We start from the raw sequence: 13,047 nt of genomic DNA on the forward strand, positions 1-13,047 counted from the left end.
TCATTCATTAGCCAGCAAGTCCTTTGAGGAAACTGAAGACACCCAATTGCGTCAAATCGTTCCACGTTGCGAAAATGATTAAGCTGAATACCAAACCAGCGCCGATACGGAAACCATATTCTTGTGCTTTTGCCCCCAATGGCTTACCGCGAATTGCCTCGATCGCGTAAAACACAAGATGCCCGCCATCAAGAACAGGTACCGGCATCAGATTGATCAACCCAAGACTGATTGAAAGATAGCCCATAAAGAACAGAAGAGGTCCCAGGCCCCCTTCGGCCACCTGCCCCGACATCTGTGCAATCCGGATCGGCCCACCAAGCTCGGAGCTATCGCGGTCTCCGCTGATCATTTCACCAAGGGCGGCAAAAGTTTGCGTTGTCAGTGAATAAAATGTCTCAAACGCCCGGCTTACGGCATCGATCACACCGTCCCGACTGGTGTCAAAGGCCCCTGCTGTAATGCCCAAACGCCCAAAGGTCTGAGTTTGACCGTTTTCATCAGCAGTGATTGCCTCTGGCGTTACAGAAAGGTCAAGCTGCTGGCCATCACGAAGAACCGTAACCGAAAGTGTTTGCGCCGGATGGGCGCGAACGATTTCCGACAACTCAGAGAACCATTGAACGCTTTCACCATCAATTGCCGTAATCTGATCATCACTGAGCAAGCCGGCGGTCGCAGCAGGACTGTCGTCAAGCACATCCCCAACAACCGGCAGCGCGCGCTGTTGGCCAACAGCGGCAAACAAAAATGTAAAGACAACGATGGCAAAGATGAAATTTGCAAACGGCCCGGCGAACACGATGGCGGCGCGTGCAGCAACACTTTTGTGATGGAAGGCGTATTTTTCTTCCTCGGCATCAAGATCATCGCGCTGACCGGCACTTGCCGGGTTCATGTCGCCAAACATCTTCACATAACCGCCAAGCGGTATCAGGCTTACTTTCCAGCGCGTGCCTTTTTTATCTTTCCAGCCGAACAATTCCGGCCCGAAACCAATGGAAAATGCTTCGACTTTGACCCCGTTCTTGATGGCGACCCAATAGTGACCGTATTCGTGAACGAACACGAGAACCGACAGAACAAAAAGAAAGGCAAGTAAGGTTTCCATCAAGACGTCCCTTGTCCGGAAAAACCGGAAATTTCAACTTAAACAGCAGCGATACAGGCAGCCGTTTCACGGCGCACCATCGCATCTGTCTCAAACACCTGTTCCAGATCGGTCAATCGATGACTGCCGATCTTGTTCATCACAGTCTCGACAATTCCCGCAACATCCAGGAACCCTATCTGATCGCGCAAGAAGGCCTCAACCGCAACTTCATTTGCGCCGTTCAGGACAGTAGGCAGTGTACCACCTTCCTGCAAGGCCTGGCGTGCCAAACGCAATGCAGGAAAGCGTTCTGTATCCGGTTGTTGGAAGTTCAACCCCCCGATCGTGGCAAAATCAAGACGAGGTACATCGACCTTGATCCTTTCCGGCCATGCCAGCGCATAGGCGATCGGGGTTCGCATATCCGGTGAACCGAGTTGCGCAAGTACCGAACCATCGCAATATTCGACCATACTATGCACAACCGATTGAGGATGAACAACAATTTCGATCTTGTCTTCCGGTACCGGGAAAAGATGCCAGGCTTCGATCAGCTCCAGCCCCTTGTTCATCATCGTCGCAGAGTCGATTGAGATTTTCGCCCCCATATCCCAATTTGGGTGGGCAAGCGCCTGTGCACGGGTCACCGACTTCATGTTGTCCAGGGACCATTCGCGAAACGGTCCGCCTGAAGCCGTCAGCAATATGCGATCAACCTGGTGTTCCGGACGGTCTTCTAGAACCTGGAAAATAGCACTATGTTCCGAATCAACCGGAATGAGTGTCGCCCCATGTTGCGCGACTTCTGCCGTCATAAGGGCACCAGCGCAGACAAGGGTTTCCTTGTTGGCCAACCCGACACGTGCCCCGCGGCGGATCGCCGCCAATGTCGGCTTCAAGCCGGCAGCACCAACAATAGCAGCAATAACAATATCGGACGGGCGCTGAGCGGCATCAATCAGGGCACTTTCACCTGCACCGGCTTCGACACCCGATCCGGCAAGCGCATCGCACAGCTCATCATAAAGGTCAGGATCGCCAATCACCGCGAATTTTGCCGAAAGATCCCTGGCGATTTGTGCCAAGGCCTCAACATTGCGGTGTGCTGTCACTGCATCGACGCTATATTTGTCCGCATGGCTTTTGAGAATATCAACCGTGCTGGTCCCGATTGAACCGGTCACGCCAAAAACACTGACGGATTTCTTCAAACTCATCAAACACCTGTAAAAAAAGCGGTCGCTGGTTCAACCGCCCTATCGCAGCGCAAGCCCTGCGAAACAGATAATAACAAAGGCAACCGGAAATACCGACAGCATCCCGTCAGCGCGATCAAGCAAGCCCCCATGACCCGGGATCAGGTTACTGCTGTCCTTGACTGCAAACCGACGTTTGAGCGCCGATTCACCAAGATCGCCAATCTGTGCGACTACAGCAAGCAACATGCTGACACCAACAATCATCCAGTTGATTGCATCGGCACTGAAATAGGTGACAATTGCGCCAATCAAACCCGCACATACCATACCACCAATCAGCCCCGCCCACGTCTTTTTCGGACTGAAACGCGGTGCAAGCTTTGGCCCGCCGATCATCTTTCCAAAAGCGTAGCCCCCCGTATCGGTGGCCCAGACAAGGAAGAACAACCACATGATGGTCAGCAATCCGTCATGATCCTGATTGCGCAACCAAAGTGCCGCCAATGCAGCAAGCGACACATACAGGATGCCAAAACCGGCAAGGAACCAGTTCTTGCCCGACCGGGCAGCGCCAATAATGACGCTGATGGCAAGCGGCATCACGATATATTCTTCCTGGCCGGTCATTTGCATCAACATCGCAACACCAAGTGCCACAGCTGCAACAACCGAAATGCCATTATAGTTTGCCGGCGCGCACATGCGCGACCATTCCCACATCATGCCCGCGCAAAAAGCAAACAGCAGAATATCGAAATATGGTGATCCAAACCACACAGCGGCAACAGCCACCGGGGTCATAACCAGCGCAGAAAGAATGCGCGGCTTCAATCCGGAATTATTATCTTTGAGACGTTCGGTTTCAGATGACTGCACCAAAACGCCGCTCCCGTCCGGCAAAGTTGTCAATGGCTTTTTCCAGATGGTTACGGTCGAAATCCGGCCACAATACGTCTTCGAAAACGAATTCTGTATAGGCGGACTGCCACAAAAGGAAATTGCTGATACGCTGTTCGCCACTGGTCCTGATCAACAAATCAGGATCAGGAATCCCGACTGTCGACAGGTTCTGTTCAATCAGATCTTCGGTAATCGCGTCTGCCGAAATTTCCCCGGATGCGACCTTTTTGGCAATTTCACGCATCGCCTGGGTCAGTTCGGCACGCGCGCCATAGCTTAGTGCGATTGTAAGATTAAGCCGCGAATTGCCACTGGTTGCGCTTTCGGCCTTATCAAGCAAAGCACGGATATCATCTGCAAACCGCGACCGGTCACCGATAATCCGGATTTTCACACCATTTTTCTGCAAGGTGGAAAGCTCGCGCTTGATAAACAGGCGCAGCAAGCCCATCAGGTCACTTACTTCACTTTCCGGGCGCTTCCAGTTCTCGGTCGAAAAACCGTACAGCGTCAGATACTCGATACCGAGTTCGACAGATGCCTCGATCGTGCGACGCACGGCCTCGACCCCGGCGCGATGACCCATTGTGCGAGGGCGCCCGCGGCTACGCGCCCAGCGCCCGTTGCCATCCATGATGATGGCAACGTGACGCGGAACAATTTGCGTATCTGACGGTTGGGTTTGCGAAGAAAGCACAGCCATAATCAGACTTGCATGATTTCCTGTTCTTTGTGCGACAGCGCTTCGTCGATCTCACCGATGACCTTGTCGGTCAGCTTCTGGATCTCTTTTTCTTCGCTGTGCAGCTCGTCTTTGGAAATCTCGCTGTCTTTTTCCCATTTTTTGAGCTGATCCATACCGTCACGACGGACGTTACGTACGGAAATCTTGGCCTGTTCAGCGTATTTGCCAGCAACTTTGGACAATTCAGCACGACGTTCTTCGTTCAGCGGCGGAATCGGCACGCGCACGAGAGTTCCGTCAGCAGCCGGGTTCAGGCCAAGACCCGAATCACGAATGGCTTTTTCGACGGATTTGACCATGGATTTGTCCCATACCTGAACCGAAAGCATACGCGGCTCGGGAACGCTAACAGACGCCACCTGGTTCAGCGGGGTCGGAACGCCATAGGCTTCAACCATGACCGGCTCAAGAAGGCTCACACTGGCACGTCCGGTCCGCAAACCGGTGAATTCCTTGTGCAACACTTCGACAGCCCCTTCCATACGGCGGGACAGGTCCTTTTTTAGGCCAGCAACGTCAGACACGTTCAGTCTCCATTCGAAATAATCGTAAACGTCCCCTTCGCAGTAACAACGTCTGCAAAGGCACCCGGATTATGCAAAGAAAATACGATAACCGGAATATCATTTTCGCGTGCCAAAGAAATAGCCGATGCATCCATCACACGCAAATCTTTGGACAAAACTTCCATATAGGTCAGCTGATCATAGCGTTCCGCAGTCGGGTCCGTTTTCGGGTCTGCGGTATAAACACCGTCAACCTGCGTCCCCTTAAGCAGGGCATCACAGCCCATTTCAACCGCACGCAAAGCAGCAGCGGTATCGGTGGTAAAGAACGGGTTGCCCGTCCCGGCAGCAAAGATGACGACGCGGCCCTTTTCCATGTGACGAACAGCACGACGGCGGATATAGGGTTCGCAAACAGAGGACATCGGGATCGCGGACTGCACACGGGTCTGAACCCCGTGGCGCTCAAGCGCGTTCTGAACCGCAAGCGCATTCATGATGGTCGCAAGCATGCCCATATAGTCGGCGGTTGCGCGTTCCATCCCTTGTGAGGCGCCCTTGACGCCGCGGAAAATATTCCCGCCGCCAATCACCATGCAAACTTCGGCACCCATGTCATGAACGGCTTTGATTTCGCTGGCAATCCGGTCAACCGTTTCAGGATCAATTCCGTATTGCTGTTTCCCTAAAAGCCCCTCACCCGAGAGCTTAAGAAGAACGCGGCGAAATTTCAGTTGGCCGTTTTCTGCCATATCTCAATGCCTCTTAAATGCCGATGTAGCGCACTGCCCCGGATCGGGAAATGCAAAATTCAGATATAAAAAGACCGGCGAGTAACAGGGCGGATATGCGCTGCCGACCTCGCCGGTCTGGATCATACACGAAATGATGACGAACGCACCATTCCGATCAGATGTTTTATTTGTTCAGCTGCTCAGCAACTTCAGCAGCAAAGTCTTTTTCTTCGCGCTCGATACCTTCACCGAGTTCGAAGCGAACAAAGCCCTTCAGGGTGATCGGCTTACCAGCTTCTTTGGCAGCGTTTTCGATCACGGCTTTGACTTTGCTTTCACCGTCAATAACGAAGGTCTGCTCAACCAGAACAACCTGCTCGTAATATTTACGGATACGACCTTCGATCATCTTTTCGATGATTTCTGCCGGACGGCCGGATTCTTTGGCCTGCTCGGTCAGAACGGCTTTTTCACGCTCGACCAGTTCCGGATCCAGATCATCAACCGTTGCCGATGCCGGGTTGGTTGCTGCAATGTGCATTGCAATCTGTTTGCCCAGGCCTTCGAGAACAGCAGCATCAGCTTCTGATTCCAGAGCAACCAGAACGCCGATCTTGCCGAGGTTTGCAGCAACAGCCGAGTGGATGTAGGACGCAACAACGCCTTTTTCCACCGACAGGCCAGCCGAACGACGCAGGGACATGTTTTCGCCGATGGTGGCGATCATGTGGGTAACCTGCTCTTCGACGTTACGCGACGTACCCGGGAAAGCAGCAGCTTTAAGGGTATCAATGTCGCCATTTGCCGAAACAGCCTGTACTGCGATTTCGCTGACGAATTTCTGGAAGTCTTCGTTACGCGAAACGAAGTCGGTTTCCGAGTTCAGCTCGACAACTGCACCTTTGGTGCCGTCAACAGCAACAGCAACCAGACCTTCGGCAGCAACACGGCCAGCTTTCTTGGCAGCAGCAGCAAGACCTTTGGTACGCAGCCAGTCAACAGCTGCTTCAAGGTTGCCATCGGTTTCAGACAGCGCTTTTTTGCAATCCATCATGCCAGCGCCGGTGGTTTCGCGAAGCTCTTTTACGAGAGCAGCGGTAATAGCCATTTTTTAAGCCCCTATTACGCGATCAGGTGAACACCTAACAAAACGGCGGCATGCTAGCCGCCGTTTCATCAGGTACAAAATGAAACTTATGCGGAATCTTCTTCTGCAGCGTCAGCTGCGGCAGCTGCTTCGGCCGGAACTTCTTCCGCTTCGCCGAGATCTGCGCCAGAAGCAGTCATTTCTTCCTGGATACCGTCCAGAACAGAACCGACGAACAGGTCGCAATACAGCTGGATCGCACGGATCGCATCATCGTTGCCCGGAACCGGGTACTGGATGTTTGCCGGGTCAGAGTTGGAGTCGAGGATTGCAACGACCGGAATGTTCAGGTTCTTGGCATCCTGGATGGCAAGAGATTCTTTGTTGGTGTCGACCACGACGATGATGTCCGGAAGACCACCCATGTCCTTGATACCGCCAAGCGCGCGCTCAAGCTTGTCGCGCGAACGGGTCAGGTTCAGGATTTCTTTTTTGGTCAGACCTTCTGCACCAGAAGACAGGATTTCTTCCTGTTCTTTAAGGCGCTTGATCGAGTTGGAAACGGTGTTCCAGTTGGTCAGCATACCGCCGAGCCAGCGATGGTTCACATAGTACTGGCCGCAACGCTTTGCAGCGTCTGCGATGATCGGGGAAGCCTGACGCTTGGTACCGACGAAAAGAACACGACCACCAGAAGCAGTAACGTCACGAACTGCCTGCATCGCGCGATGCAGCATCGGAACGGTTTCCTGCAGGTTCAGAATGTGGATGTCGTTACGTGCACCAAAGATGAATTTTTTCATCTTCGGGTTCCAACGGCGGGTGTGGTGACCAAAGTGGACACCAGCTTCCATGAGCTGGCGCATGGTAAAGGTTGGCAATGCCATAATAGTTCCTACCTTTTTCCGGTTAATACCTCCGCGAAAGGGAATCTCATGCCTCATGCATGAAACACCGGATGGACGAGTTGCCATATGACGGCAGTCGCCGCTCTTTCGCGTGCGATGTTCGGGGCGGGTTTTAATCCCGTCCCGACAAGAATGCAAGCCCTAAAGTACGCATTTCTGCGCGATCCGGGAACCTTTGACCGACACGCAGACAGTTTCGACGTCAAATCATCAGATTTCTTCGGCGAATTCCACACCCGGAATTGCGCCAATCGCACCGATCAGTGACGGCCCGACCTTGTATTTGTCTTCAAGTTCAATTTCGGCCATGCGACCGTCATCGCAGACAGATGAAAGCGTCACAAGCCCCCGTCCCTTGCCGGCATCGGCAAGAAGCTGGCAAATTTCCGGTACGGGGTCAGGACGGTTTAGGCGAATACGGATACCCTCGGCCGCGCCAGCAACAGCCTGTTCAAGATCCTCAACGCGCTGTCCTTGAATGCGCAACTGTCCTTCGCGCATTTCTGCTGCCACAATCAACAGAACGGGCCGCCCCGCATTGATGATTTCCTTATAAGCCGCCCATGCTTCTGCCCAGAAGGCAACCTCGAAGCTTCCGGTCGGGTCCGAGAACATGACAAAGGCAAACTTTGACCCGTTCTTTTTTGAAATCATTTCACGCGCATTGATCAATGTCCCGGCAAGACGAATGGCGCCCTTGTTCTGGGCACGCATGCGCGCGGGCAGCTCCTTGATCGGGGCAATACCGATCCGCTGGATGCTTTTGCCAAATGTATCAAGCGGATGTGCTGACAGATAGAAACCGATGGCGGAAAATTCCTCGGTCAGTTTTTCCATCGGCACCCAGTCACGATCATCAGGCAGGCGGATCTTGTCCTTACCAAAGCCGCTGCTGTCACCAAACATCGAAATCTGGTCATCATTGCGCGCCTGCATTTCACGCTGCGCAACGGCAATCACCTTATCGACATTTTCAAACATGACCTTGCGGTTGGGCGTCAGACAATCAAGCGCCCCTGCCCGCACAAGGTTTTCAAGCAGACGTTTATTGACAGCGCGACTGTCGATGCGTGATGCGAAATCGGTAATGTCCTTGAACGGACCGTTGGCTTCGCGTTCGGCGACAAGGCTTTCCATCGCCGCATCACCGACATTTCGAACCGCCGCCAGCGCGTACCGGATTTTGCGAACCCCGTCATGGTTTTCAACCGAAAACGCCACCTGGGAATTGTTCACACATGGTGGCAGAATTTCGATCTCAAGCCGTTCGACCTCCTGCTTGAACACCGCCAGTTTTTCGGTGTTATGCATATCGAGCGTCATGAGAGCAGCCATGAACTCGACCGGATAGTTCGCCTTCAGATAGGCAGTCTGATACGCCACCAGCGCATAAGCCGCCGCGTGCGATTTGTTAAAGCCGTAGGATGCGAACTTTGCGACCTGATCAAAGATATCAGACGCCTGCGCACGATCGACGCCGTTCTTTTCGGAGCCCTCAACAAACAGCCCGCGCTGTTTTTCCATTTCCTCGGCGATTTTCTTACCCATTGCGCGACGCAACAGGTCTGCGCCACCAAGCGAATAACCCGCCATGATCTGGGCAAGCTGCATGACCTGCTCCTGATAGATCATGATGCCATAGGTTTCTTCGAGGATCGGCTGCAACATCGGATGCATATAGTCAGGCTCTTCCTGACCGTGCTTACGCGCGATGTAATGGGGAATGTTATCCATCGGCCCCGGACGATACAGGGCCACAACAGCGATAATGTCTTCTAGCGTATCTGGCTTCAGGCCGCGCAACACGTCCTGCATCCCTTGGGATTCAAGCTGGAACACGCCAACCGTTTCGGCTGCAGACAAAAGCTTGAACGCCGCACGGTCATCAAGCGGAATTGCCCCGATATCAAAGTTTTGCGGGACATCCTTGCGCTGACGCATCAGGTTGACGGCCTCGATAATCACCGTCAGCGTCTTAAGACCCAGGAAGTCGAACTTCACCAAACCGGCATTTTCAACAAACTTCATGTTGAACTGGGTTACCGGCATGTCCGAGCGCGGATCACGATAAAGCGGGACCAGCGCGTCAAGATCGCGGTCACCAATCACAACACCGGCGGCATGGGTCGAGGAGTTACGATAAAGACCTTCGATCTGCATGGCGATCGACAGCAGTCGGTCAATGTCCGGGTCTTCGCGCGCAATACGCCGCAAATCCGGTTCCATATCAATCCCTTCCTTAAGCGGGATCGGTTTGGCCGGATCACCCGGGATCATTTTACAGATTTTATCGACATAACCATACGGGATGCTCAACACACGCCCGACGTCGCGCACGGCTGCCTTTGCCTGCAACTTACCGAATGTGATGATCTGGGCCACACGGTCGTGGCCGTATTTCTTTTGCACATATTCGATAACTTCGCCGCGCCGGTCCTGACAGAAATCGACGTCAAAGTCGGGCATGGACACACGTTCCGGGTTAAGGAAACGTTCGAACAGCAACGAGAACCGCAAAGGATCAAGGTCGGTAATCAAAAGTGCATAGGCAACCAGCGAACCGGCACCCGAACCACGGCCCGGTCCGACCGGAATGTCATGGTCCTTGGCCCACTGGATAAAGTCGGCAACGATCAGGAAGTAACCCGGGAACCCCATCTGGTTGATGATGCCCAGCTCATAATCCAGACGTTCCCAATACGGTTTGGCGATTTCTTCTTTTTCGGCATCTGACATGTCTTCGGTAAAGACATATTTTTCAAGGCGGCCTTTCAGCCCCTCTTCGGACATGTGACGCAGTTCGTCGACCTCGGTACGGCCTTCGCCGCAATCAAATGGCGGCAGGATCGGGTCAATTTTTTCGACATGCCAGGAACAGCGTTTGGCGATCAGAAGCGTGTTGTCACAGGCTTCGGGAATATCGGCAAACAGTTCGCGCATTTCTGCTGCGGTTTTAAACCGATGATCGGGCGTCAGTTTCCAGCGATCTTCCTGACCGACAACCGCCCCCTGCCCGATACAGATGAAGACGTCGTGGGCTTCATACATATCTGCCGACGGGAAGTAGCAGTTATTGGTCGCAACCAGTGGAACATCATGATCATAGGCAAGCTTGATCAGACCCGGTTCCACCAGGTCTTCCAGTTCCTCGCCATGGCGTTGCAGTTCGATATAAAGCCGGTTGCCAAAAATATCCTTGAGCTGCGCAAGACATTCTTCGGCCTTTTCAACCTGTTCATCGGCCAGCAAGCGGGCCAGCGGACCAGTCGGGCCGCCTGTCAAACAGATGATATGTCCGGAATATTTCCGAATATGGTCATAAAGTGCCTTGGGCTCGCTCCCGGCTTCGGAGGTCATATGGGCGCGTGAGACGATTTTCAGAAGATTGAAATAACCTTCCTTGTTCTGTGCAATCAGCACCAGTCGATCTGGCATCGGTTCACGGGCAATTTTGCCAACGGCCGGTTTGTCACCAAACCGTTCGACCCCCATCTGGACACCCAGGATCGGCTGCACACCGCCACCACTCAGTGCGCCGGCAAAGTCAAGAGCACCGAACATATTGTCGGTATCGGTCATCGCAACGGCGGGCTGGCCATCGGCTGCACAAAGTTTGGCAAGCTCCTTCGTCGTGATGGCACCTTCGGCAAGCGAATAGTTGGTGTGAACACGAAGATGGACGAAACCGTTTTCCATCGAAGTCTAACCCCGGAAAATAAGACAAAAGGCAGGTAAAGCGCCGCTTTGCAAGAATGCGAAGCGACGCTGGAAATCAGCTTAAAGAATTTTGACCGATTAGGAAAGTTCAGCCCGGTCAAGTTCGATCAGATGACCATCGCGCAGGGTCACAACCCGGTCCATCTGGCGCGCCAGTTCCGGGTTATGGGTCGCTATCAGCGACGCCAGACCGGTTTCACGCACCAGTGCCATCAACATGCCAAACACCGTATCGGCAGTATGCGGATCAAGGTTACCGGTTGGTTCATCAGCAAACAGCACATCGGGCACATTGGCCAGCGCACGCGCAATGGCAACACGTTGCTGTTCACCACCTGACAGGCGTGCCGGACGATGATCGGCGCGTTTTTCCAGACCAAGGCACCGCAGAAGTTCGAGACCGCGTTCTTCGGCCTCGGACTGTTTCAGCCCATTGATCATTTGCGGCATGACCACATTTTCCAAGGCCGAAAATTCCGGCAGCAAATGATGGTACTGATACACAAAGCCGATATGGTTCCGGCGCATTTCGGTCCGCGCAAGGTCCGACAGATCCGTGCTGCGCTTTCCACCAATCGAAACCAGCCCGCCATCGGGTTTTTCCAAAAGTCCAGCAATCTGCAAAAGCGTTGACTTGCCCGCACCTGACGGACCGACAAGCGCAACAATTTCGCCTTGATGGATTTCAAGATCGACCGATTTCAGAATTTCGAGCTGATCCGGCCCCTGATTGAAAATGCGATCAATCTTTTCCAGACGCAGCACGACATTGCGCGAACGCTGTTCAGCAGTGGTTTTGATAAGATCACTCATAACGCAGGGCCTCCACCGGATCGAGGCGTGATGCGCGCCATGCCGGATACACGGTCGCAAGGAACGACAGGCTCAACGACATGATGCAAACCATTACCACTTCGCCAACATCCATATCGGCCGGAAGCTGCGACAGGAAATAGATCTCGGCATTAAACAGATCGGTTCCGGTCAGGCTCTGGATGAACTGACGGATATTTTCGATATTCAGACAGAACAGAACCCCGATGATCAGGCCACTGATCGTGCCCAAGACACCAATTGATGCCCCGGCCAGGAAAAAGACCTTCATGATCGACTGGCGGGTTGCCCCCATCGTCCGCAGGATCGCGATATCGCGCCCCTTGTCCTTTACCAGCATTACCATGCCCGAAATGATGTTAAAGGCCGCAACCAGAATGATCAGCGTCAGGATCAGGAACATGACATTGCGTTCCACCTGAAGCGCGTTAAAGAATCCGGCATTGGATTGCTGCCAGTTTACAAGGCGCAAACTTTCACCGGAAAGAGTTGTCAGCAACTGGTCCATGGTATCGTCAAGCGCCGATATATCATCAAGCATCACCTCGAAATGCGTGATCTTTTCGGGCAGACGGAAATAGACCTGGGCTGCTGATAGCGGCATGAAGATAAAGCCGCTGTCATATTCATACATGCCGATGTCAAACAGGCCGGCGACCTTGTATGCACGCACCCGCGGCACGGCACCAAATGCCGTCACATTGCCCTTGGGCGATATCAGATTGACCGTATCGCCAACCCCGACCCCAAGTTTCATGGCAAGACGTGCGCCCATGATCACGGTGTCATCGCCCTTGAAATCATCAAGGGATCCGAAAACGATATTGTCGGCGATGGTTTTGCGTTTTTTGACGTCTTCGGGGCGCATGCCGCGCACAATCGCGCCCGATGCGCGACCATTCTTGGACGCCATGACCTGGCCTTCGACCACCGGCACCGTCATCATGACATTGCCGTTTTCCGCGATCTGCTTTTCGATCTTGGCATAATCACCAATGCCGCCATTGCCCTGGGCATAAACTGAAATATGCCCATTCAGCCCCAAAATACGGCCAAGCAATTCGGCGCGGAAACCGTTCATCACCGACATCACGATAATCAGCGTTGCAACACCAAGCATGATGCCAAGCAACGAAAAGATGGCGATGACGGAAACAAAGCCTTCCTGCCGACGTGGACGCAGGTAGCGGAAGGCCACCATACGTTCGAACGGACTGAACATGGGCAATCTATCCTTGTGGAAGCGGGTCGGGAAACGGTTTGAACAGGTTAAAATATATCCAGAACCGGAAATGGCAACGGGGCAGCAATCGCTGCCCCGTTT

Annotated in this window: 11 protein-coding genes; all 11 read right to left on the bottom strand. The window is 53.4% G+C overall.

What is annotated here, in order from left to right; translation table 11 throughout:
- Positions 1–7 precede the first annotated feature (7 nt).
- The 11 genes from rseP to WA429_RS13265 all read right to left on the bottom strand — a co-directional run bounded on the left by rseP (position 8) and on the right by WA429_RS13265 (position 12,945).
- Positions 8–1,111, bottom strand: coding sequence for an RIP metalloprotease RseP (rseP, locus tag WA429_RS13215; RefSeq protein ID WP_287464948.1), 1,104 nt, complete (start codon positions 1,109–1,111; stop codon positions 8–10).
- 38 nt (positions 1,112–1,149) lie between these two features.
- Positions 1,150–2,310: a 1-deoxy-D-xylulose-5-phosphate reductoisomerase gene (locus WA429_RS13220; RefSeq protein WP_287464946.1), complete on the bottom strand. Its 1,161-nt coding sequence runs from the start codon at positions 2,308–2,310 to the stop codon at positions 1,150–1,152.
- Between the two features lie 39 nt (positions 2,311–2,349).
- Positions 2,350–3,168 carry a phosphatidate cytidylyltransferase gene (locus tag WA429_RS13225; RefSeq protein WP_287464945.1) on the bottom strand — a complete coding sequence of 273 codons (819 nt, stop codon included), beginning with the start codon at positions 3,166–3,168 and terminating at the stop codon, positions 2,350–2,352.
- Positions 3,155–3,895 (bottom strand): isoprenyl transferase, encoded by a 741-nt coding sequence (locus WA429_RS13230; protein ID WP_101246320.1) that lies wholly within the window; start codon positions 3,893–3,895, stop codon positions 3,155–3,157. The genes WA429_RS13225 and WA429_RS13230 overlap by 14 nt, the downstream gene beginning before the upstream one ends.
- Before the next feature lie 2 nt (positions 3,896–3,897).
- Positions 3,898–4,461 carry a ribosome recycling factor gene (gene frr / locus WA429_RS13235; RefSeq protein WP_068518934.1) on the bottom strand — a complete coding sequence of 188 codons (564 nt, stop codon included), beginning with the start codon at positions 4,459–4,461 and terminating at the stop codon, positions 3,898–3,900.
- 2 nt (positions 4,462–4,463) lie between these two features.
- Positions 4,464–5,195 (bottom strand): UMP kinase, encoded by a 732-nt coding sequence (gene pyrH / locus WA429_RS13240; RefSeq protein ID WP_068518933.1) that lies wholly within the window; start codon positions 5,193–5,195, stop codon positions 4,464–4,466.
- Between the two features lie 166 nt (positions 5,196–5,361).
- Positions 5,362–6,285 (bottom strand): translation elongation factor Ts, encoded by a 924-nt coding sequence (gene tsf / locus WA429_RS13245; protein ID WP_068518932.1) that lies wholly within the window; start codon positions 6,283–6,285, stop codon positions 5,362–5,364.
- Positions 6,286–6,371: 86 nt separating this feature from the next.
- On the bottom strand, positions 6,372–7,151 hold the full coding sequence (rpsB, locus tag WA429_RS13250; protein ID WP_287464943.1) for a 30S ribosomal protein S2: 780 nt from the start codon (positions 7,149–7,151) through the stop codon (positions 6,372–6,374).
- A 231-nt stretch (positions 7,152–7,382) separates the two neighbouring features.
- On the bottom strand, positions 7,383–10,868 hold the full coding sequence (gene dnaE, locus WA429_RS13255) for a DNA polymerase III subunit alpha (RefSeq protein WP_287464941.1): 3,486 nt from the start codon (positions 10,866–10,868) through the stop codon (positions 7,383–7,385).
- A 99-nt stretch (positions 10,869–10,967) separates the two neighbouring features.
- Positions 10,968–11,702, bottom strand: coding sequence for an ABC transporter ATP-binding protein (locus WA429_RS13260; RefSeq protein ID WP_287464940.1), 735 nt, complete (start codon positions 11,700–11,702; stop codon positions 10,968–10,970).
- Positions 11,695–12,945: a lipoprotein-releasing ABC transporter permease subunit gene (locus WA429_RS13265; RefSeq protein ID WP_068518928.1), complete on the bottom strand. Its 1,251-nt coding sequence runs from the start codon at positions 12,943–12,945 to the stop codon at positions 11,695–11,697. Before WA429_RS13265 ends, WA429_RS13260 begins: the two co-directional genes overlap by 8 nt.
- Between the last annotated feature and the right edge of the window lie 102 nt (positions 12,946–13,047).

The organism is Thalassospira sp. CH_XMU1420-2 (genome assembly GCF_037029325.1).
GTDB classification, from domain to species: Bacteria; Pseudomonadota; Alphaproteobacteria; order Rhodospirillales; family Thalassospiraceae; genus Thalassospira; species Thalassospira povalilytica.